The 19214-nt window shown below is 65.8% G+C and carries 19 protein-coding genes; 11 read left to right on the top strand and 8 right to left on the bottom strand.

Annotated features, from left to right (window positions below):
* Positions 1–58: 58 nt before the first annotated feature.
* The 4 genes from KHY18_RS09345 to KHY18_RS09330 are packed head-to-tail and all read left to right on the top strand — an operon-like array spanning position 59 to position 5170.
* Positions 59–979 (top strand): branched-chain amino acid ABC transporter permease, encoded by a 921-nt coding sequence (locus KHY18_RS09345; RefSeq protein ID WP_213298441.1) that lies wholly within the window; start codon positions 59–61, stop codon positions 977–979.
* A complete protein-coding gene (locus KHY18_RS09340; protein WP_213298438.1) occupies positions 979–2802 on the top strand; it encodes a branched-chain amino acid ABC transporter ATP-binding protein/permease in 1824 nt (607 codons plus the stop codon). Before KHY18_RS09345 ends, KHY18_RS09340 begins: the two co-directional genes overlap by 1 nt.
* Complete coding sequence (locus tag KHY18_RS09335) at positions 2795–3520, top strand: ABC transporter ATP-binding protein (protein WP_213298434.1); 726 nt, start codon at positions 2795–2797, stop codon at positions 3518–3520. Before KHY18_RS09340 ends, KHY18_RS09335 begins: the two co-directional genes overlap by 8 nt.
* A 15-nt stretch (positions 3521–3535) precedes the next feature.
* The gene (locus KHY18_RS09330; RefSeq protein ID WP_213298431.1) at positions 3536–5170 is read left to right on the top strand and encodes an AMP-binding protein; all 1635 of its coding nucleotides are present in this window, start codon (positions 3536–3538) and stop codon (positions 5168–5170) included.
* Between the two features lie 108 nt (positions 5171–5278).
* On the opposite strand, the gene KHY18_RS09325 is transcribed toward KHY18_RS09330, so the two are convergent.
* Positions 5279–6556 (bottom strand): hydroxymethylglutaryl-CoA reductase, degradative, encoded by a 1278-nt coding sequence (locus tag KHY18_RS09325; protein WP_213298429.1) that lies wholly within the window; start codon positions 6554–6556, stop codon positions 5279–5281.
* A gap of 117 nt (positions 6557–6673) precedes the next feature.
* Between KHY18_RS09325 and KHY18_RS09320 the strand changes: the two genes are divergently transcribed.
* Positions 6674–8053: an aminotransferase-like domain-containing protein gene (locus tag KHY18_RS09320; protein WP_213298426.1), complete on the top strand. Its 1380-nt coding sequence runs from the start codon at positions 6674–6676 to the stop codon at positions 8051–8053.
* A 73-nt stretch (positions 8054–8126) separates the two neighbouring features.
* Here KHY18_RS09320 and KHY18_RS27040 read toward each other — a convergent pair whose 3' ends face one another.
* On the bottom strand, positions 8127–8276 hold the full coding sequence (locus tag KHY18_RS27040; protein WP_249729021.1) for a hypothetical protein: 150 nt from the start codon (positions 8274–8276) through the stop codon (positions 8127–8129).
* On the opposite strand from KHY18_RS27040, the gene KHY18_RS09315 reads away from it, so the two are divergent.
* Both KHY18_RS09315 and KHY18_RS09310 read left to right on the top strand, forming a co-directional pair.
* Positions 8203–8598, top strand: coding sequence for a COG4315 family predicted lipoprotein (locus tag KHY18_RS09315; RefSeq protein ID WP_249729014.1), 396 nt, complete (start codon positions 8203–8205; stop codon positions 8596–8598). The genes KHY18_RS27040 and KHY18_RS09315 overlap by 74 nt on opposite strands.
* Before the next feature lie 76 nt (positions 8599–8674).
* The gene (locus tag KHY18_RS09310) at positions 8675–9568 is read left to right on the top strand and encodes a dienelactone hydrolase family protein (RefSeq protein WP_213298420.1); all 894 of its coding nucleotides are present in this window, start codon (positions 8675–8677) and stop codon (positions 9566–9568) included.
* 60 nt (positions 9569–9628) lie between these two features.
* Here KHY18_RS09310 and KHY18_RS09305 read toward each other — a convergent pair whose 3' ends face one another.
* The 4 genes from KHY18_RS09305 to KHY18_RS09290 form a co-directional block, all read right to left on the bottom strand.
* The gene (locus KHY18_RS09305; protein WP_249729013.1) at positions 9629–11377 is read right to left on the bottom strand and encodes a flotillin family protein; all 1749 of its coding nucleotides are present in this window, start codon (positions 11375–11377) and stop codon (positions 9629–9631) included.
* A 58-nt stretch (positions 11378–11435) separates the two neighbouring features.
* Positions 11436–12056 carry a YqiJ family protein gene (locus KHY18_RS09300; RefSeq protein WP_213298414.1) on the bottom strand — a complete coding sequence of 207 codons (621 nt, stop codon included), beginning with the start codon at positions 12054–12056 and terminating at the stop codon, positions 11436–11438.
* Between the two features lie 368 nt (positions 12057–12424).
* Positions 12425–12853 carry a hypothetical protein gene (locus tag KHY18_RS09295; RefSeq protein WP_213298411.1) on the bottom strand — a complete coding sequence of 143 codons (429 nt, stop codon included), beginning with the start codon at positions 12851–12853 and terminating at the stop codon, positions 12425–12427.
* Between the two features lie 61 nt (positions 12854–12914).
* Positions 12915–13856, bottom strand: coding sequence for a LysR family transcriptional regulator (locus KHY18_RS09290; protein ID WP_213298408.1), 942 nt, complete (start codon positions 13854–13856; stop codon positions 12915–12917).
* A 132-nt stretch (positions 13857–13988) separates the two neighbouring features.
* Here KHY18_RS09290 and KHY18_RS09285 point away from each other — a divergent pair, with 132 nt between their 5' ends.
* The 4 genes from KHY18_RS09285 to KHY18_RS09270 all read left to right on the top strand — a co-directional run bounded on the left by KHY18_RS09285 (position 13989) and on the right by KHY18_RS09270 (position 17230).
* Positions 13989–15362: an acyclic terpene utilization AtuA family protein gene (locus KHY18_RS09285; protein ID WP_213298544.1), complete on the top strand. Its 1374-nt coding sequence runs from the start codon at positions 13989–13991 to the stop codon at positions 15360–15362.
* A gap of 15 nt (positions 15363–15377) precedes the next feature.
* A complete protein-coding gene (locus KHY18_RS09280; protein ID WP_213298405.1) occupies positions 15378–15749 on the top strand; it encodes an AtuA-related protein in 372 nt (123 codons plus the stop codon).
* A gap of 49 nt (positions 15750–15798) precedes the next feature.
* Positions 15799–16797: a Bug family tripartite tricarboxylate transporter substrate binding protein gene (locus KHY18_RS09275; protein WP_213298402.1), complete on the top strand. Its 999-nt coding sequence runs from the start codon at positions 15799–15801 to the stop codon at positions 16795–16797.
* 196 nt (positions 16798–16993) lie between these two features.
* Complete coding sequence (locus KHY18_RS09270; protein ID WP_213298399.1) at positions 16994–17230, top strand: DUF2789 domain-containing protein; 237 nt, start codon at positions 16994–16996, stop codon at positions 17228–17230.
* A gap of 9 nt (positions 17231–17239) precedes the next feature.
* Here KHY18_RS09270 and KHY18_RS09265 read toward each other — a convergent pair whose 3' ends face one another.
* Both KHY18_RS09265 and fabI read right to left on the bottom strand, forming a co-directional pair.
* Positions 17240–18220 carry a cation diffusion facilitator family transporter gene (locus tag KHY18_RS09265; RefSeq protein ID WP_213298396.1) on the bottom strand — a complete coding sequence of 327 codons (981 nt, stop codon included), beginning with the start codon at positions 18218–18220 and terminating at the stop codon, positions 17240–17242.
* A 152-nt stretch (positions 18221–18372) separates the two neighbouring features.
* On the bottom strand, positions 18373–19173 hold the full coding sequence (fabI, locus tag KHY18_RS09260; protein ID WP_213298393.1) for an enoyl-ACP reductase FabI: 801 nt from the start codon (positions 19171–19173) through the stop codon (positions 18373–18375).
* Between the last annotated feature and the right edge of the window lie 41 nt (positions 19174–19214).

Raw genomic sequence — 19214 nt, 5'->3', positions numbered from 1 at the left:
GCAGCCGCGGCCCGTCAGCGCCTGGCGTTGGTATGGCGAGCGATCGGGAGTTGCGCGTATGGCAGTCAGTATTCTTCAGGCCCTGTTCAGCGGCCTGGCATTGGGCAGCATCTATGCCCTGGTGGCCCTGGGTTTCAACATCACCCACAACACCACCAAAACCTTCAATTTCGGCCAGGGCGAGTTTCTCGTCGCTGGCGCCTTCATCGCGGTGTCTACGCTGCTGCTGCTCGCCGGCCATGACTTCAAGGGCACGCTGCAGCAGGCCGAAGTCACGTTGGCGCGCTACGGCCTGAGCCTGATCGCCACGGTGGCGATCATGGGCCTGTTGGGCGTCGTGGTGTATTACGCCGCGATCCGCCCGTTCATAGGCCAGCCCGGCCTGGCCTGGGTGATGAGCACGATTGGCTTCGGCATCATCATCCAGAACATCGCGCTGGCCATCTGGGGCCCGTCGCCCATGGTCATGCCGTCGCCGCTGGGCAACGAAGTGCTGCGCATAGGCGGCGCGGGCATTCTGCCGCAGGAAATTCTGGTGCTGTGCGTGAGCATCGCGCTGATGCTGTGCCTCGACGTGGTGATGCGCAAGACGCGCCTGGGCAAGGCCGTGCGCGCCGTGGCGCAAAGCAGCACCGCGGCGACGCTGATGGGCATCAACGTGACGGCCATCGTGGTGCTGGCGTTTGTCGTCAGCGCCAGCCTGGCCGGCATCGCCGGGCTGCTGATCGCGCCGATCACTACCGCTTCGGTGTTCATGGGGTTGACGCTGGCGCTCAAGGCGTTCTCGTCGGCCATCGTCGGCGGCCTGAGCAATCCGCGCGGCTGCATGCTGGGCGGCTTTCTGCTGGGTCTGATCGAGGCCATGGTGGGCCTGTGGCATGCGGAGCTGCGCGAAATCAGCATCTTCCTGTTGATCATTTTTGTTCTGGTGCTCAAGCCTGAAGGCCTGCTGGGTCAGCGCGTGGTGGAGAAGGTCTGATGAACCAGTACAAGCATCTTTTGGGCGTCGTCGCGTTCGCGGCGCTGGTGGGGCTGATTCCGGTCATCACCGACAATGGTTTCTATCTCAAGGTCCTGTTCCTTATCGGCGTGAACTACCTCGCCGCCGCGGGCCTCAACGTGCTGGTTGGCTATGCCGGGCAGAAGTCGCTGGGCCATGCGGGGCTGTTCGCCGTCGGTGCCTACACGGCGGCGCTGTTCACCGCCAAGCTCGGCTGGAATCCCTGGCTGGCGTTCGCCGCGGCCGGCGCGATGGCCGGGCTGTTCGGCGTGGTGATCGCCTTGCCCGCGCTGCGCGTCAAGGGGCCGGCGCTGGCGATGGTGACCATAGGCTTCGGCGTGGTCGTGGAGAAAGTCGTTTCCGAATGGCAGGATGTGTTCGCCGGCCAGCAGGGCATCTACGGCGTGCTGCCGCTGACGTTCGGCGGCCAGCCGCTCGACGCGCGGCAATGGGTCTGGGTGGTGCTGGCGCTGGGCATTGCCGCCCACCTGATGCTGCGCTTTCTGCTGCGCGGCAAGTACGGCCGCGCGTTCATGGCCGTGAACACCGCCGAAGTGGCCGCCGAAAGCGTGGGCGTGAGCGTCTACAAGTACAAGGTGCTGGCCTTCGTCATCAGCGCCGTGACCTGCGGCTTCGCGGGCGCGCTGATCACCCAGCAGAACCAGTACATCAACTCCGACTTCATCACCTTCAATCTGTCGGTGTTCTTCCTGCTGATCGTGCTGTTCGGCGGCCGTTCGGTCTACGGGCCGCTGCTGGGCGCCGTGGTGCTGACGCTGCTCGACGCGTTTCTCGCGCGCTGGCCCGGCGTGCAGCATTTCACCTATGGTGCGCTGCTGCTGTTCGCGCTGTATGCGATGCCCAACGGCCTGTCGGGCGCGCTGACCTCGCTGTTTCGTCGCCTGCGCTGGTCCGACCGCCGCGTGCCGGGCCCCGAACGCGCACCCATCGCCCCCTGGCGTCTGCAGGTGGCCGGCGATGCCGTGCCCGGCGGCGAAGTGCTGCTGCGCACGCAAGGCCTGTACAAAGCTTATGGCGGCGTGGTGCCGACCAACAACCTCGACATCGAGATCCAGTCGGGCCATGTGCATTCGCTGATCGGCCCCAACGGCGCGGGCAAGACCACGCTGCTCAACATCCTGTCGGGCATCGTGCCGCCGAGCAGGGGCACGATGGAGTTTCGCGGCAGGAGCACCGTGGGCCAGCCCGTCTACCGCATCTGCAACATGGGCCTGGGCCGCACTTTCCAGAACCTCAAGCTGTTTGCCGACATGTCGGTGATCGACAACGTGAAGGTGGGTTTGCACCAGCATATCCGCACCGGCTTCTGGTCGTATCTGCTGGGCCTGCCCGCGGCGGCCAGGGATGAAGTCAAGGCCACGGCCGAGTCGCTGCAGATCCTGCAGTTTCTGGGCCTGCAGGAGCATGCGCGCGCGCTCGCGGGCAGCCTGCCGTATGGATTGCAGCGGCGCGTGGAACTCGCGCGGGCTCTCGCCACGCGGCCCACGCTGCTGCTGCTCGACGAGCCCGCCGCGGGCCTCAATCCGCAGGAGACGGCGGAGCTGGTCGAAGTGATTCGCAGCATCCGCGATCTGGGCATCACCATCTTGCTGATCGAACACCATATGGATCTGGTGATGGCGATTTCGGACCATGTGATCGTGCTCGATTACGGCGAGAAGATCGCCGAGGGCGCGCCGCTCGCGGTGCAGAGCAATCCGCGCGTGATTGCCGCCTATCTGGGCACGGATGACGAAGAAGAAGAAGCGGCCCCCATGGGCCAGGGAGAACGCCATGTCTGAGAAAGCCTTGCTCAAAGTCACCGATCTGCAGGTGCACTACGGCGCGGTGCAGGCCTTGCGCGGCATCAGCCTCGAAGTGCATGCGGGCGAAATCGTCACCATGATCGGCGGCAACGGCGCGGGAAAGAGCACGCTGATGAAAGCGTTGTCGGGCCTGGAGCCCGCAAGCAGCGGCGCCATCGTGTTCGACGGCCAGGACATCACGCGCCTGCCCGGCCACCAGCGCGTGGCGCTGGGCATCGCGCAGTCGCCCGAAGGCCGCCAGGTGTTCGCCGACCAGACCGTGCGCGACAACCTGATCCTGGGCGCCTACCACCGCAAGGTGGGACGCGCGCTGATCGATGCCGATATCGAGGCGCAGTTCGACGCGTTTCCGCGGCTGCGCGAGCGCCAGGACCAGATGGCCGGAACCATGTCGGGCGGCGAGCAGCAGATGCTCGCGATCGCGCGCGCGCTGATGGCCAAGCCCAAGCTGCTGCTGCTCGACGAGCCTTCGCTGGGTCTCGCGCCGCTGATCGTCAAGGAGATCTTCGCCATCATTCGCGGCCTGCAGCAAAAGGACGTGACCATCTTGCTCGTCGAGCAGATGGCCAACCAGGCGCTGGCCGTGGCCGATCGCGCCTATGTGCTGGAGACGGGCTGCATCACGATGCAGGGGCCGGGCAAGGAGCTGCGCGCCGACCCCAAGATCCGCGCCGCCTATCTGGGCAGCCATTGAACGCAAGGACTGCATGTGATTGCCATTCATGATGCCAGCACCATTGGCGAAGTGTTCTTCCTGGCCGCGGAGAAATACGCCGCCAACAGCCTGATGGCCGTGCCGGTGAACCCGGCGCGCGGCTACCACCCGCAGGGCTACGAGATCAGCTACGCCGATGCGGCCGCGCAGGTCCGGGAACTGATGCGCGACTACCGGCAGGCGGGCTACGGCCTGGGCCACCGCGTGGGCCTGCTGCTCGAAAGCCGGCCCGAGCACATGCTGCACAAGCTCGCGCTCAACGCGCTGGGCGTGTGCTGCGTGCCCGTGAACCCCGACTACCGGCCCGCCGAGTTCGCGTACTTGATCGACCATGCGCAGATCGATCTGCTGCTGGTGCTCGAAAGCCATGTCGCTGCCGCCGAAGCCGCGCTGCGCGAAAGCCGCCACCAGCCCGTGCTCTCGGTGCTGCAGCAATGGGCGCAAGGCGTTCCCCCGGCGCCGCGGCCCGCGCAGGCCGGCGAAGCGGGGCCCGATACGCCGGCCAGCATTCTCTACACATCAGGCACCACGGGCCGGCCCAAGGGCTGCGTGCTGTCGCACCACTACGAAGTCGCCGCGGGCCATGCCTATGCGACGCGCGGCGGCATGGCCAGCATCCGCGAAGGCACGGAGCGGCTCTACAACCCGCTGCCGCTGTTCCATGTGAACGCTTCGATTCTTTCGTTCTACTGCATGCTGCTGACCGGCGGCTGCCAGGTGCAGACCGATCGCTTCCAGCCTTCGCGCTGGTGGCAGGAAGTGCGCCAGACGCGCGCGACCATCGTTCATTACCTGGGCGTGGTGATCCAGCTGTTGCTGCTGCAGCCGCCGTCGGCGGACGACAGAAATCATGGCGTGCGCTTTGGCTTCGGCGCGGGCGTGGAGCCTCAGCTGCATGCGGCGTTCGAAGAGCGCTTCGGCTTTCCACTGCTCGAGTTATGGGGCATGACAGAGATGGTGCGCATCATGGTCGATTGCCATGCGCCGCGCCAGGTGGGCAGCCGCGCGTTCGGCTGCGCGGTGGAGGGCGTGCAGGCGCGCGCCGTCGACGATCTCGACCAGGAAGTGCCCGACGGCACGCCGGGCGAGCTGGTCATTCGCCATTCTGCAGAAACGCCGCGCAAAGACTTCTTCAGCGAATACCTCGACGACCCCGCGGCCACCGAAAGCGCCTGGCGCGGCGGCTGGTTCCACACGGGCGACATGGTGGTGCGCGACGCGGGCGGCATGTTCCATTTCGTCGACCGGCGCAAGAACATCATCCGGCGCTCGGGCGAGAACATCGCCGCGGCCGAAGTCGAAGCCATGCTGCTGACCCATCCCTGGGTCGAGCAGGCCGCCGTGATGGCCGTGGCCGATGAAGTGCGCGAAGAGGAAGTGCTGGCCTGCATCGTGCTCAAGTCCGGCGTGCCCGACATGGGCGAGACGATGGCGCTGGCGCAGGAAATCTTCCAGCACTGCCACCGCGCCATGGCGTACTACAAGGCCCCGGGCTGGATCTGGTTCACGCCGCAGATTCCCACCACGGGCACGCAGAAGATCCAGAAGCACGCGATCTTCGCGCGCGGCACGGATCCGCGCGAGGCCCAGGGGATGCTGGATTTGCGGGCGATGAAAAAGCGCGGGTGAGGAGACGCCGCCGGGTCTGTGGAATACCGGGCTTCGACAAGCTCAGCCCGAACGGATTTCTCCGCCGCGCCAGGCTCACCACGAACGGACGACCGTTCGTCCGCGTTTTTATACGCCAGCCAACAACGCCTTCGCCCGGTCCACACTCACATTCTTCTCCTGCGCCATCTGCGCCGCGATGCGCTGGATGTCGGCGCCAGCCGCGCCCGCGAGCAGGGCGATGTTGCGCGCATGCAAGGCCATGTGGCCGCGCTGAATGCCTTCGGTCGACAGCGCGCGCAGCGCGCCCAGGTTTTGCGCCAGGCCCACGGCCGCGGCGATTTCGCCAAGTTCCTGCGCGCTTTGCACCTGCATCACGCGCAGCGCCCAGCGCGCCAGCGGGTGGGTCTTGGTCGCGCCGCCGACCAGGCCCACGGGCATGGGCAGCTCTATGCTGCCGACCAGATGGCCGTCACGGTTCTTTTCCCAGCGCGTGAGCGAGGTGTAGCGGCCCGACTGCGCGGCGTAGGCATGGGCGCCGGCTTCGACTGCGCGCCAGTCGTTGCCCGTGGCGACGATCACCGGGTCTATGCCGTTCATGATGCCCTTGTTGTGCGTGGCCGCGCGGTAGGGGTCGATCTTGGCGAAGGTATAGGCGTCGAGCACGCCTTCGATCACTTCCTCGCCGCTGTACTCGGCGGTCTTCAGCGTCTCGGGTGACAGCGTCACGCGCGCGCGCGCCAGGCGCAGGTCGGCGAGGTTGGACAGAATGCGCAGGCGCACCGTGGCCGACGTGATCTGCTCGATGTATGCCGACACCGTTTCGGCCATGGTGTTGACGGTGTTCGCGCCCATGGCGTCGCGCACGTCGACGATCAGGTGGGCGACCACCATGGGGCCGCGCGGCGTGCTGTCGAACACATGGACTTCGATGTCCTTGCAGCCGCCGCCCAGGCCGATCAGCACCGTGTCCCTGGCGTTGGCGCGCTCGATGATCTCGGCCTTGTTCTCCAGCACGATCTGGCGCACGCCATAGGGGTCGGTCATTCCGACGATCTGGATCTGGGCGCGCATCAGCGGCGCGGTGGACGAAGTGAAGAAGCCGCCGCTGTCGCGCGCGAGCTTGGCCATGAACGAGGCCGCGGCGACGACCGAGGGTTCCTCGACGGCCATGGGCACCAGCACATCCTTGCCGTTGACGCGGAAGTTGCTGGCGATGCCCAGCGGCAGCTCGAACGTGCCGACGACGTTTTCGATCATGCCGTCGGCCACGTCCAGCGGCAGCGCGCCGGCCTGGGCCAGCAGCGCGCGGTCCTGGGCATCGAGGCCCGCGGCTTCGGCGACGCGGTGCAGGCGTTCCTGCGGAGTCAGGGAACGCATATTGGGCAGGCGGGAGTCACGGGTCATGAAAATCCTTGGAGCGCAGGTGAGGGTGGATCAGGGTATTCCCGGCGAAGCGGGACTGCCCGTTACTTTAGGCGTGCTGTACCCTTTGCAGCAGGTACAGTTATTGAGAACAGATCCATGCCAACACCGCTTGCCGGTTTCAAGATCCTCGCCGAATCGCTGGAGCGGGAAATCCGCCAGGGCGCGTACAAGGTCGGCGAGAAATTGCCGTCGCTGCGCGAGATCACGCGCGAGCGCGCCTATGGCAAGAACACCGTGATCGCGGCCTTCGAACTGCTGGTCGCGCGCGGCCTGGTCGAGCCGCGGCGCGGCGCGGGTTTCTATGTGAAAGACATCGCCGAGCCGCCCGACATGGACGACCACGCGCTGGGGCGCGCCAAGGACTGGGTCTGGCTGATACGCGAGCAGCTCAAGGACGATCCGCACGCGATTCGCGCCGCCGACGGCATGCCGCCGCCCGAATGGCTTGCGGGCGCGCGCCTGGACCGCGTGCACCACAAGGTCGCGCGCGGCGGGCTGGGGGCGCTGTTCAGCTATGGCAACCGCCAAGGCTATCTGCCGCTGCGCCAGCAACTGGTGCGCAAGCTCGGCAATCTGGGCATTGAGACCGACCCGCGCCAGATTCTCATGACCCATGGCGCGAACCAGGCAATGGACCTGGTGCTGCGCTACATGATTCCGCCGGGCGCGACGGTGCTGGTCGATGACCCGGGCTACTACTTCCTGTTCGCCAAGCTCAAGGTGCATGGCGCGGAAATCGCGGGCATTCCGCGCCAGCCCGACGGCCCCGATCTGGAAGTGCTCGAGCAGGTGCTGATTCGCAAGCGCCCGCGGCTGTTCTTCGTGCAGTCGGTGGGCCACAACCCCACGGGCTCCGACATCAGCGCCGACAAGGCCAGGCGCCTGCTGGCACTGGCCGAAAAATACAATCTGCTGCTGGTCGACATGGACCCGCTGGCCGATCTCAAGCCGCACGATCAGACGCGGCTGTCGGCGCTGGACCAGTTGCAGCGCACGATCTATATCGGCTCGTTTTCGAAGTCGCTGTCCGCGGCCTTGCGCGTGGGCTTTCTCGCCTGCAGCGCCGACATGGCGTCCGAACTTGCCGATCTGAAGTCCATCGTGCATGTGAGCAGTTCGGAGTACGCGGAGCGCACGGTGGACACCATCCTGCGCGAACGCACCTATGCCAAGCACATCAGCGCGCTGAAGTCGCATGTGGCCCAGGCCACGCGCCAGTCGCGCCAATTGCTGGCCGATGCGGGCGCGCGCTTTTTCTGCGCGCCCGAGGAAAGCCTCTATATGTGGGTGCGCTTCGACGGCCTGGAGGATTCGCTGGCGCTGTCCGAATACCTCACGGCCGAGCAGATCACGGTCGCGCCCGGGCGCATCTTCAGCGTCGATCCCGGCGTCACCAGCCCCTGGATGCGATTGAACAGCGGCATCGTGGTGCACGAGAAATTCCAGGCCATGCTGCGACGCCGGCCGCTGTGGTGAGGTCCATGGGCGACGCGCGGTAGAAGTTCGTTACCACCGCAAGCGCAAAAAGGCAGATACTGCCTTGGCGACTTCAACGGGCGCCCAGGTTGATGGAATCACGCGCCTTTTTCCGGCTTTCCTCATTCAAGGAGTACTCCATGCTACGTATGGCTTCAATCGCTTTTCTGGCTTCGGTCGCATTGACCGCGTGTAATACGGCGCCCAGCAGCAAGGCCCCCATGGCCCAGTCCCAGGCTTCGCCGGCCACGACGATGAACGGCATGCTTGTCGGCCCCAACCAGATGACGCTGTATGTGTTCGACCGCGATGCGGTGGGCAGCGGCAAGAGCGTTTGCAACGGCGGCTGCGCGACCAATTGGCCGCCGCTGATGGCGCCCGCGGGTGCCAAGCCCATAGGCGACTGGAGCGTCATCACGCGCGACGACGGCGCGACCCAATGGGCGTACAAGGGCCGGCCGCTGTACTTCTGGGCCAAGGACAGCCGTCCGGGCGACGCCACGGGTGAAGGCGTGGGCAACGTCTGGCGCCTGGCACGGCCCTGACGACCCCGCGGCGCTGGTGGATGGGCGCGCATGGTCGTAAGATCGTTGCTTCCCATCCCTTGTTCAGGAGCCGCCAATGACCACTCGCTTGACTGCCGCCGATTTCGACCAGGAACTGCTGATTCTTTTTGACGCCTACGTGCATGGCGACATGGACCGGCGCAGCTTTCTGGGCCAGGCGCAGCGCTATGCGAAGGCCGGCGTCACGGCTGCGGGCCTACTCGCGGCGCTGAGCCCCAATTTCGCCGCGGGCCAGCAGGTGCCGGCGCAAGACAGCCGCGTGACCACGCAGCGCGTCTCGCTGCCCACCCCTTCGGTTTACAACAGCATCAACGGCTATCTCGCCCGCCCGGCCGCGGCCGGCGCGGCGCGCCTGCCCATGGTGTTGGTGGTGCATGAAAACCGCGGCCTCAATCCCCATATCGAAGACGTGACCCGGCGCCTGGCGCTCGAGGGCTTCATGGCCTTCGCGCCCGACGCGCTCACGCCGCTGGGCGGCTATCCCGGCGATGAAGACAAGGCGCGCGAAGCCTTTGCCAAGCTCGACCAGGTCAGCACGCGCGAAGACTTCCTGGCCGCCGCGCAGTGGCTGCGCATGCGCGCCGATGGCGACGGCAAGCTGGGCGTGGTGGGCTTTTGCTACGGCGGCGGCATGTCGCATTGGCTGGCAACGCAACTGCCCGAGCTGCGCGCCGCCGTGCCGTTCTACGGCAACACGCCCGATCCCGCCCAGGCCGCGAAGGTCAAGGCGCCGCTATTGGTGCATCTGGCGGCCGTCGACGAACGCATCAATGCCGCCTGGCCCGCCTACGAAGCCGCGCTCAAGGCGGCCGGCGCGAAATACGAGGTGCACCACTACGCGGGCACGCAGCACGGTTTCAACAACGACACCACGCCCCGCTATGACGCGGCCGCAGCCAAGCTGGCCTGGGATCGCACGATTGCGTTTTTCAAGACGCAGCTCGGTTGATCGGAGAGGCGGGCACGGCCGCTCGTCCCGAGCCCCGTGCCTGCCGAAGTCCCGACAGCGTCAGGCATTCTCGGCAACGGACTCCTGCGCTGGCAGCGGGTTGGCTCCAAGCATAGGCGCATCGGTTGCCGGCGCGGCGGGAAGCGCCACCATGCCGGCAATCGACTGCGCGATACCGGTCAGCGAAGGATGGGCCAAGCCGGCATCTTTCATGATGGCGTCGACAATGGGTTTGGCCACTTGATACTGCAAGGCGGAGTTCACCACCTGCTCCGGCAGCGTGCCGCCAGTTGCCGGGCCGTTGCCATGACCGCCCGCGCCCGCGCCCGCACCCATGCCCGGCAAGCCGTTGACCTGGAAGAGTCGAATGGAATCGATTTTCTCCATCGGCTTGGCCGCCTGCTCCAGGATCTGGGGCAGGGACTCAATGAGTTGCAGGCGCACGGCCAAATCGATCTGGGCCACACCGAGGCGGTTCTTGGCTTCGTTGATGGCGGCAATACCTTCGGCTTCGGCCAACGCCGCGTCTTTGCGCGCATGGGCTTCCACGGTGATCGCGGCGGCGCGATTCTCGGCGGCTTCGCGTTCGGCCTGCGCCGCCACCTTGACGCCTATGGCCTGCTGCTCGGCTTCTTTTGCGGCATCGATCAGTTGAATGGCCTTGCCGCGTTCAGCCACCGCCATTTCGCGCGCCGTTTTGACGAGCTCTTCCGAACGCACGGAATCCGCCAAGGCCGCGTTGGCGGTGGCGTCGGCCTGTGATTGTTCTTCGGATTTTCGGGCGATGGCAATGGCGGCGTCCTGGTTGGCGAGCTCCACCGATTGCCGTTGCTCGGCTTGCTTGATGCGCGTTTCGCGCTCCGCTTCGATGTTCTTTTTCTGGATGGCCAGGTTCTTGTCGATTTCTGCGCTGTTCACCGTGCGATCGGCCTCAATGCGCCGCTCCTTGACCTGACGGTCTGACGTGATACGCACTTCTTCGGCTTCGCGTTGGCGTTCTGCCTCGGTTTTTGCGATTTCGGCAATTTGCTCGGCCTTGGCATTGGCGATCGCCTGCAATTGCGTCAGCTTGGCAAACTCCTGATTCTTCGAGATGTCGAGCTTGACGCGTTCGGCCTCAAGGTTCTTTGTGCGCACCTGCACTTCCGTATCCTGCTCGATATCGTTGCGCTGCTTGCGGCGGGCCTCGGTTTCTTGCGTCAAGCGCGTCAAGCCTTCGGCGTCGAACGCGTTGTCGGGGTTGAAGAAATCCTTGGCGGTCTGATCCATGCTGGTGAGCGACACCGATTCCAGCTCCAGTCCGTTCTTTTCCAGATCTTCGGCCACCGCGTTTTGCACGGCCTGGACGAACTCCCGGCGCTTGTCCTGCAATTCCTGCATGGTCATGGTCGCGGCGGTGGCCCGCAGGGCGTCGACAAACTTGTCTTCCACCAACAGTTTGAGTTGCTGCGGCTCCATGGTCTTGCGGCCCAGGGTTTGTGCGGCAGTGCTGACCGATTCGGCCATTTGCTTGACGCGCACGAAGAACGCGGCTGCCACGTCGACGCGCATGCGGTCGAGTGCGATCAGACTTTGCTCTTCCTTGCGCGAGACCTCGAGCTTGAGCGTGTTCATGTTGACCGGAATGATTTCGTGAAAAACCGGCAACACCAGCGCGCCTCCGTTGATGATGACTTTCTGGCCCCCAAGGCCGGTGCGCACGAAGGCGGTCTCTTTGCTGGCGCGCTGGTAAAGGCGCGCAACGATGAGGCCTATGGCCAGCAGGGCAAGCAGTGCAATGCCGGTCGGAACGCCGATGTTGATCAGCATTTCGTTCATCTGTGTATCGCTGAGCATTTTTTCCTCTGTTTGAATGGTGTTGACCGCACTAAAGCAGTTCGGGGTGTGGGTTGCGTATGCCGTAAAAGCGCGCGCCGGCCTTGCGCACGAGCAGCACCGAGTCGCCTTCGGCAAAGGTCTCGGTCGCGATCTCGGGCTCGACGAGCACGTAGTGCAAGCCGCCGTTCGCGTCGCGCACCTTGGTCTGGGCTGCCACGCCGCTGCGTGCAATGCCTTGTGTGACCATGCCGGTGCGGCCCACCAGGGACTGCTCGCTGACCGCCGTGGTCTCATGGTCGGGCAGTACCCGCGCGAGCAGGCCGCCCAGCGCCCGCACGCAGGACAGGCCTGCGAGCGCTGCGGGCAGCGAAGCCAGCCACCATGGCAGCAAGCTGCCGAACAAGGTGCCAGCCAGCGCCTGCACGGCATAGCCCGACACGGAAAAGCCGGCTAAAAAAAGGATCAGCAGTACCAGGACCGGGACCTTGCCGAGATATAGCCAGCCCAACGCCCGTTCCAGCCCTTCGGGCATATCGGGCAGCAGGCTATCGAGCCCGTGCGAGGGACTTTGCGCGAACAGCAGACCCGCGCCTTCGATCACGGTCAGCCCGACCACGGCTGCCAGGGCTGCGCCAAATGGCCAGGTTTCAGGGCTCAGGAGAACAATCATGCGGAGTTACCGCCCGGCCTTGAGCGCGGCCAGGTATCACTACGATCGGCGCGGGGCTGGAGGGTATCGGTCATGGTGCTTGTCCTTGGGTTGGCGAAAATCAAACGGGCACAGCGCAAGTCTTGGGTTGATGTTTGCGGCACTGTTGGTGTGTCACCGGCGGCTGCATTGCGTGCCACCGTTTGGTGTATTTGAGTTATTACTCATTAGTTATTGTATTTTGATAGTTTTAATCTATCAATAGGGTGGCGCTGAAAGTACCTGGGTGCATCCAATGGCATGGCGAGAAAAACCGTTATTTCTTTCGGCGCATGTGGCTGGCAACATGCACCGGCTGACGTTCTCGCCGGCGCAGCTGGCTTGGAGCGTCAGCGTGTCACGGGCGCATCAGCTTGCGGCGCAAACAGGCTTTCTTCATCGAGCAGTTCAAACGCAATTTCGGGCCGCTGTTCGAAGCTGCGCTTGATTGCCGCGGGAATCGCCTGGCGCGTCTTGCGGCACAGGCCCGGGCGTTCGAGAACGAGGATGGTGATGCCGCGCAGCGTGCGCACTTCGCGCGCGCTGGTCTGTATCTCCAGCTCCAGCCCCAGCTGCAGCTGCATGCGCTGCTGCATGTGGCGCAGATCGGCCAGGCTGCTGAGGTTTTCTAGCCGCTGCACCAGGCGTTTTTCGTCTTCGCGCGTGAGCCGCATGATGCGCAGGTCGGCCTGCGGGTCCTGCAGCAACGCGTCGCGCCCGCAGGTGCAGGCACCGGGCGGGCATTCGCTGCGCAAGGGAAAAAGGGGCAGTGGGCTCATCGTGCGGGCTGCCGTGGTGGGGGCTCAGGCCATCATAGCCAGACGCGGGCGATATGGCTTTTCACGTGCGGCCCAGAGACTGCATTTCTTCCTGGCCCTGCAGCCAGGCCTGCAACGAATGCTGGGCGCTGTCGTAGAACGCCTGGGCCGCGGGGCCAAGGCTCTGGTGGCGGTGGCGCACCCAGTAGATCGTGCGCGACGGCGCCAGGCCTTCGAGCCGGCGTATCGCGATGCCTGGGTCCTGAAAGTACGCCAGCGACAGCGCAGGCACCAGGCTCACGCCCAGGCCGGCGCGCACCATGCCCATGACGGTCGCGAGCTGCTCGACTTCCATGCAGGTCTGCAGCAGCGGTTGCGTGAACACCGCGGCCTGCCAGGCCTCGACGCTGGCGCGAATGCTGGTGTGGGCCGCGAGTTGCACGAACGGTATGGCGCGCAGCGCCTGGGGCGCGATCGGCGCGCTGGTCTGCGCCAGTGCATGATCATGCGGGCACACAAGATAGAACGTTTCCTCGGCCACGGCCGCCGCATGCAGGTCGGGGTGGCGCGCCAGCGCCGTGCACAGCGCCCAGTCGGCCTGGCCCTGCTGCACGCTTTCGAGGCAGGGCGTGTTCAAGGCATCGCGCACCTGTACCTGGATCTGGGGATGGCTTTGCGCAAACTGCGCGAGCAGCGACGGCAGCCAGTGGGCGGCAAGCGATGGCAGCAGCGCCACGGTGACGCGGCTGGCGCGCAGCTGGGCCGCGCCTTGCATCGACTCCACGGCCTGGTCTATCGCGGCGAGCAGGCGTTGGGCATGGGGCGCAAAGTCCTGGCCCGCGGAAGTGAGCACCACATGCCGGGTGCTGCGCTCGAACAGCTGCGAGCCCAGGCCTTGTTCCAGGCCCTGGATCAGCGCGCTGAACGCGGGCTGCGACAGATGGCACTGCTGCGCGGCGCGCGTGAAGCTCAGATGCTGTTGCAGGGCTTCGAAGGCCTGGAGTTGGCGGGTGGTCAGATTCATAGGTGATGCAAATCAATCTATCCAAATCATCGAATTTACAACATAAATCGCTTTCTCTATATTGGCCTCATGGCGAACACCATTCCTGATCTGAATTCCACGCGCTGGCCCTCGGGGCCGGCTTCTGCCTCCATGCCCCGCGGCCCGCTTCTGGTCGGCTGCGGCGCGGGGTTCTCGGGCGATCGCACGGACGCCGCGCGCCCCGTGGTCGACGCCTTGATCGCCGCCGCCGCGCCCGCGGTGCTGATTTTCGAAACCCTGGCCGAGCGCACGCTGGCGCTGGCGCAACTGGCGCGAGCGCGCGATCCCGCGGCCGGCTACGAGCCGCTGCTCGCCGATCTGCTGCGGCCCGTGCTTGCCGACTGCATCGCCCACGGCATTCGCATCGTCAGCAATTTCGGCGCGGCCAATCCCGCGGGCGCGGCGGCCTGCATCGCGGCGCTGGCCGCCGAACTGGGCATTCGCGTGCCGCGCATGGCGCTGGTGCATGGCGACGACCTGATGGGCGCCGAGCATGTGCAGCCGCTGCAGGACGCCTGCGGCGCGCAATGGCCTGCGTCCCGGGTCGTGAGCGCCAATGCATATATCGGCGCCCAGCCCATCGCCCAGGCGCTGCAGGACGGCGCCGAGATCGTGATCGCGGGCCGCGTCGCCGACCCGGCGCTGGTGCTGGGCCCGGCCGTGGCCTGGCATGGCTGGGCCTGGGACGACTGGGATCTGCTGGCGCGCGGCACCATGGCCGGGCATCTGCTCGAATGCGGCTCCCAGGTCTCGGGCGGTTATTTCGCCGATCCGGGCTACAAGGATGTGCCCGATCTGGCCCATGTGGGCTTTCCTATCGCGCGCATCGAAGCCGACGGCCGGTGCACCATCAGCAAGCCCGAGCACACGGGCGGGCTGATCAACGCCCAGACCGTCAAGGAACAGCTGCTCTATGAGGTGCACGACCCCGCGGCCTATCTGACGCCCGATGTCGTCGCCGACATCAGCGAAGCCTGGGTCACCGAAGTCGGCCTCAATCAGGTGCGGCTCGAAGGCGTGCGCGGCCACGCGCGGCCCAGCCACCTCAAGATCAATGTCTGCAGCGAGCGCGGCTGGCTCGCCGAAGCCGAGATTTCCTATGCGGGCGCGCATGCCCTGGCTCGCGCCCAACTGGCACGACAAATCATTGCCACGCGTCTGGGCGCGCAAGGCACGCTGCGCTGCGACTTCATCGGCGTGACCAGCGTGCTCGGCGATGACCAGGGCCAGTGGCTCCAGCAACTGCCGCACGCGGGCCAGGCGCCGCGCGATGTGCGCGTGCGCTGGGCCTGGGAACAGCCCACGGCCCAGGCCGCCGAAGTGCTGCTGCGCGAAGTCAACGCGCTCTACACCTGCGGGCCCGGCGGCGGCGGCGGCGTGCGCACCCAGCTGCGCTCGCGCTTGTCGACGGTGTCGTGCCTGCTGCCGCGCGAACAGATTCCCTGTGGCTGGCGCTGGTGGAGTCCCGCCGCGGCCCAGCCCTGAACCATGTCATCTCCCATGAACACTTCCAACACCCTGAGCCTGCCCCTTTACCGCCTGGCCCATGGCCGCACGGGCGACAAAGGCAACCGCAGCAACATCAGCGTGATCGCCTACCACCCGCTGCTCTGGCCGGTGATCGAAGCCCAGGTCACGGCCGAGCGCGTGGCCGCGCATTTCGCGGCGCGCAGTCCCAGCAACGTTGCGCGCCATGTGCTGCCCAGGCTGCAGGCGCTCAATTTCGTGATCGACGATGTGCTCGAAGGCGGCGTCAACAGCGCGCTCAACCTCGACACCCATGGCAAGGCGCTGGCCTTCGATCTGCTGCTGCTGGACATCGACCTGCCCGCCGATCTGCTGGTGCATTGCAAGGGACCGCAAGAGTCCTAGGCTTTTTCAGCGTTCATTTTCCAACTACTACAACCCAGGAGACAAAACCATGAACCCCATTCCTCAATCCCTGCGCCGCCGCACCTTGGGTGCCAGCCTTGCCGCCGCGCTGGTGCTGGCCGCCGCGCCCGCGGCCTTTGCCCAGACCGCCGCCAAGTACCCGTCGAAGGCATTGACTTTCGTCGTGCCGTTCGCGGCCGGCAGTGCCACCGACCAGATCGCACGCGCGCTGGGCCAGTCGATCACGCAGGAGACCGGCCAGGCCGTGGTCGTGGAAAACAAGGGCGGGGCCAGCGGCATGCTCGCCGCCCAGGGCGTGGCGCGCTCCGCAGCCGATGGCTACACGGTACTGATCACCACCAACACCACGCACGCAGCCAACGAGCACCTCTACAAGAAGCTGCCTTACGACCCGGTCAAGGACTTCGCGCCCGTGACGGGCCTGGGCAAGGGCGGCCAGGTGCTGGTGGTGAATTCCTCATCGCCACTGCAGTCGGTCAAGGATCTCGTGGCCTATGCCAAGGCCAATCCCGGCAAGCTGACTTTCGGCAGCGGCAGTTCGTCCAGCCGCATGGCCGGCGAAATGCTCAAGCAGCTCGCGGGCGTCGACATCCTGCATGTGCCTTACAAGAGCAACCCGCTGGCGATCACCGACCTGTTGGGCGGCCAGATCGATCTGATGATCACCGACGTCTCCACGGGCCTGCCGCAGGTGCAGGCCGGCAAGCTCAAGGCCTTGGGCTTCTCGACGCAGGAGCGCAGCGCCATGCTGCCCGACGTGCCGACCATCGAGCAGGCGGGCGTCAAGGGCTACAACATGGGCTACTGGTTCGCGGCCTACCTGCCCGCGGGCACGCCGCCACAGATCGTCAACCAGCTCAGCAGCCTGCTGGGCAAGGCCGTCGAAAGCCGCCAGGCTGCGAGCTTCTACACGCTGTCGGGCACCAGCCGCTGGCATGGCACGCCCGATGAACTCGCCAAGTTCCAGGCAGACGAAACCGCCAAATGGGGCAAGGTGATCAAGGCCGCGGGCATACAGCCCGAGTGATTTACGCGCCAAGCGACGCCTGAATCGGCGCTTTCTCCGACAGTTTGGGGAGCGTGGACCACGGGGGAATCCTGCACAATGCTTCAACAGCGCTGCAACCACGGCAACGCCGTCGGGGCAGTCCTGTCACCGCCATTTTTCACGGCCGCGCGCGCGGCCGTGAAGCCACCCACGTGATTGTGCAAAGGACTTTTCCATGGATACCATCAATCCCCGCTTCTCCGAACTGTTCGCCCAACTGGGCCTGGCCGATGATCCCCAGGGCATCGCCGACTTCATCCGCGAACACGCACCTCTGGACTCCGCCGTGCTGCTGCACGAAGCGCCTTTCTGGAACGAATCCCAGGCGCGCCTGCTGCGCGAAGAACTGCGCGCCGACGCGGAGTGGGCCGAAGTCATCGACCAACTCAACGCATCGTTGCGCGCCGAATAAGCCAGCGTCTCAGTGCGGGCCCTGCAGCCCGCCGGGCGGGTCCACCTGCACCGTCACATGTTCGATAGCATGCTTGTCGCGCAGCAACTGTGCGACTTGTTGCGGCAGCGTCAGGTTGTCGGTGCCTGGCGAGGGCGTGACATGGACCGTGGCCACCACGCGCTCGTCGGTCAGCGTCCAGGCATGGAAATGGCCGACTTCGGCGACGCCTGGCAGGCCGGCGATATCGGCTTGCGCGGTTTCCACATCGAGGCCGCGCGGCACGGCCTGCAGCAAGATCAACAGCGCGTCCGACACCAGACTCCAGGCCGAGCGCACCACCAGCACCGCGACCAGTACTGAAAGAATCGGGTCGAGCACGGTCCAGCCGGTGAACATGATGCCGATCGCGGCCGCGATCGCGCCCACCGAACCCAGCAGGTCGCCGACCACATGCAGCAGCGCGCCGCGCAGATTGCCGTCATTCTGCTGGCCGCGCATCAGCACCCAGGCACCGACCACATTCACCAGCAGGCCCACCACGGCCACGGCCAGCATCGGCCCGGCGAGCACTTCGGTGGGCTGGCGAAAACGCGCCACGGCTTCCCAGGCGATCCAGGCCACGAGCAGCAGCAGCGAGGCGCCATTGGCCAGCGCCGCGAGCACGCGCACGCGGTGAAAGCCATAGGTGCGCAGCTTGTCGGGCGCGCGCGCCGCAATGCGGTAGGCGATCAGTGCCAGCAGCAGCGCCGCGGCGTCCGACAGCATATGGCCTGCATCGGCGATCAAGGCCAGCGAGCCCGACCACCAGCCGCCGACCACCTGCACCGCCGCATAGCCCAGCGTCATCACGAAGACCCACTGGATGCGCTTGGCGTTCGACGCCGTGACCGATGGCGCATGCGAATGCCCGCCAGCGCCATGGTCATGCGCGTGGGAGTGTGCGTGCGCTTCGCCGTGCGGGTGGCCATGGTCGTGGCCGTGATGGGTGTCGTGTTCGCTGGAGGGCATCGGGTCGGCGCGCGGAGCTGAAATTGCAGCCAGCTTAATTCGTCATGCGGGGAGTGACCAGGGCCGGCACCATGTCCCTGCACCCTTCACGTGCATGAAAAAAGCCATGGGCTCACGCCCATGGCTTTCAACTCGACGCCGCAGCGTGATGCTCAGACCTGGTCGGCGCTCAGGCCCGCGGTCTGGCTGAAGCCGCCGTCCACGTAAGTGATTTCAGCGGTCACGCCCGCGGCCAGGTCGGAGAACATGAAGGCCGCGACATTGCCCACGTCTTCGGGCGTCACGTTGCGGCGCAGCGGCGAGGCGTCGGCCACGCGGCTGAGCAGCTTGCCGAAGTCCTTGATGCCGCTGGCGGCCAGGGTCTTGATCGGGCCGGCAGAAATGCCGTTGGCGCGTATCGTGCGACCGTCTTCGGTGCGGCCCACGGCTTCGGCCAGGTAACGCACCGAGGCTTCGAGCGAGGCCTTGGCCAGGCCCATGGTGTTGTAGTTGGGGATGGAGCGCAGCGCACCCAGGTACGACAGCGTCAGCAGCGACGACTTGTCGTTGAGGTAGGGCAGGGCGGCCTTGGCCATCGCGGGGAAGCTGTAGGCGCTGATGTCGTGGGCGATGCGGAAGTTCTCGCGGCTCAGGCCGTCGAGAAAATTGCCGGCGATCGCTTCGCGCGGCGCAAAGCCGATCGAGTGCAGGAAGCCGTCGAACTTGCCCCAGGTCTCGCCCAGGTCGGCGAACAGCTTCTCGATCTGCGCGTCGTCGGCTACGTCGCAGTCGAACACCAGCTTCGAGTCGAAGTCGGCGGCGAATTCGGTGATGCGGTCCTTGAAGCGCTCACCGACATAGCTGAACGCGAGTTCGGCGCCTTGCGCATGGCAGGCCTTGGCGACGCCATAGGCGATGGAACGGTTGGACAGGACGCCGGTGATCAGCAGTTTTTTGCCGGTGAGGAAACCCATTGTTTTTCTCCAGGAAAGTAGGTGGGAATGTGCAGTTCGCA

The organism is Acidovorax sp. CCYZU-2555, assembly GCF_018413525.1.
GTDB lineage: Bacteria > Pseudomonadota > Gammaproteobacteria > Burkholderiales > Burkholderiaceae_C > Comamonas.
Note: the sequence above shows the minus strand (reverse complement) of the source record. Positions and strands in the feature narration are given on the sequence as shown.

Coding starts and splice junctions, on each gene's coding strand:
- KHY18_RS09345 (WP_213298441.1), top strand. CDS start 59: ATGGCAGTCAGTATTCTTCAGGCCCTGTTCAGCGGCCTGGCATTGGGC.
- KHY18_RS09340 (WP_213298438.1), top strand. CDS start 979: ATGAACCAGTACAAGCATCTTTTGGGCGTCGTCGCGTTCGCGGCGCTG.
- KHY18_RS09335 (WP_213298434.1), top strand. CDS start 2,795: ATGTCTGAGAAAGCCTTGCTCAAAGTCACCGATCTGCAGGTGCACTAC.
- KHY18_RS09325 (WP_213298429.1), bottom strand. CDS start 6,556: ATGACCCGTGACTCCCGCCTGCCCAATATGCGTTCCCTGACTCCGCAG.
- KHY18_RS09320 (WP_213298426.1), top strand. CDS start 6,674: ATGCCAACACCGCTTGCCGGTTTCAAGATCCTCGCCGAATCGCTGGAG.
- KHY18_RS09315 (WP_249729014.1), top strand. CDS start 8,203: ATGGCTTCAATCGCTTTTCTGGCTTCGGTCGCATTGACCGCGTGTAAT.
- KHY18_RS27040 (WP_249729021.1), bottom strand. CDS start 8,276: ATGGGGGCCTTGCTGCTGGGCGCCGTATTACACGCGGTCAATGCGACC.
- KHY18_RS09310 (WP_213298420.1), top strand. CDS start 8,675: ATGACCACTCGCTTGACTGCCGCCGATTTCGACCAGGAACTGCTGATT.
- KHY18_RS09305 (WP_249729013.1), bottom strand. CDS start 11,377: ATGCTGATCAACATCGGCGTTCCGACCGGCATTGCACTGCTTGCCCTG.
- KHY18_RS09300 (WP_213298414.1), bottom strand. CDS start 12,056: ATGATTGTTCTCCTGAGCCCTGAAACCTGGCCATTTGGCGCAGCCCTG.
- KHY18_RS09295 (WP_213298411.1), bottom strand. CDS start 12,853: ATGAGCCCACTGCCCCTTTTTCCCTTGCGCAGCGAATGCCCGCCCGGT.
- KHY18_RS09290 (WP_213298408.1), bottom strand. CDS start 13,856: ATGAATCTGACCACCCGCCAACTCCAGGCCTTCGAAGCCCTGCAACAG.
- KHY18_RS09285 (WP_213298544.1), top strand. CDS start 13,989: ATGCCCCGCGGCCCGCTTCTGGTCGGCTGCGGCGCGGGGTTCTCGGGC.
- KHY18_RS09280 (WP_213298405.1), top strand. CDS start 15,378: ATGAACACTTCCAACACCCTGAGCCTGCCCCTTTACCGCCTGGCCCAT.
- KHY18_RS09275 (WP_213298402.1), top strand. CDS start 15,799: ATGAACCCCATTCCTCAATCCCTGCGCCGCCGCACCTTGGGTGCCAGC.
- KHY18_RS09270 (WP_213298399.1), top strand. CDS start 16,994: ATGGATACCATCAATCCCCGCTTCTCCGAACTGTTCGCCCAACTGGGC.
- KHY18_RS09265 (WP_213298396.1), bottom strand. CDS start 18,220: ATGCCCTCCAGCGAACACGACACCCATCACGGCCACGACCATGGCCAC.
- fabI (WP_213298393.1), bottom strand. CDS start 19,173: ATGGGTTTCCTCACCGGCAAAAAACTGCTGATCACCGGCGTCCTGTCC.